The 893-nt window shown below is 42.0% G+C and carries 1 protein-coding gene; it reads left to right on the top strand.

The window, feature by feature from the left end; all coding sequences use genetic code 11:
* On the top strand, nucleotides 1-877 hold an 877-nt coding region (locus tag ACKRDP_RS09860), incomplete at its 5' end, for an IS982 family transposase (RefSeq protein WP_409154617.1).
* Nucleotides 878-893 lie beyond the last annotated feature (16 nt).

Below are 893 nucleotides of genomic sequence, written 5' to 3' on the forward strand. Positions count from 1 at the left end.
AAAAAAAGCTCCCCATGGAAAACCCATAGGGAGGATTAAGATGATAGAAGAGAAAATTGTAACATACTTCGTCCTTATTGATGACCTGCTCAAAAACATCGGCATTCATGACGAGCCTCAGACAACCGTATCAAGCTCAGAGATAATGACCATGGCTATCATAGCACACACAGAATTCTCTGGAAACTACTCAAAAGCCCTTGAGTGGATAAAAGCCTTCTGTTCTCATCTGTTTCCTAAAGTCCCTGACAAATCCACTTTCTCAAGAAGGCTTGAAAAACTATTGCCTCACATGCAAAGCATCATATTTAACCTTGCCATGATGTCTGAGGGAAGGGATAAATACTATCTGATTGATTGCATGCCAGTCAAGGTATGTGAAAACGCCCGCATATGGACATGCAAAACCTTGAGAGGTGAGGTATACAGAGGATACACTCCAAGCAAAAGGGAATACTTTTATGGTTTCAAACTCAACACACTTATGGGTTCTGATGGTTTAATCAGAGAAGTTTGTCTGCTTGAGGGTAGCAGACACGATATAGAGGGGCTTTCAGAGATGAGTTTTTATGGTGTAGGAGATAGGGAGGTCATAGGGGATAAGGCATACAGGAATTATCAGATGGAGGATGTTTTATGGGAGGAGGGCATAAGGTTATCGCCTTTAAGGACAAAGAAGGAGAGGAGGTATGAGGGTGAGTGGGTTGAGTATGTGAAGAGGGTATACAGAAGGTTTGCGGAGAGTGTTTTTAGTGTATTAAGAAGGTTTTTGGGGCTTAGACCTTATTCTGTGAGCTTATCAGGGCTTTTTGTGAAAATCTACATGGCGGTAATTTCTTACAATCTCCATAGGCTCTGGAGTGCAGGGATGCTATAACTTGCAACTTGCGTTA

This window comes from Pampinifervens navoyensis, from assembly GCF_046159715.1.
In the GTDB taxonomy this organism is placed as follows: Bacteria; Aquificota; Aquificia; order Aquificales; family Aquificaceae; genus Pampinifervens.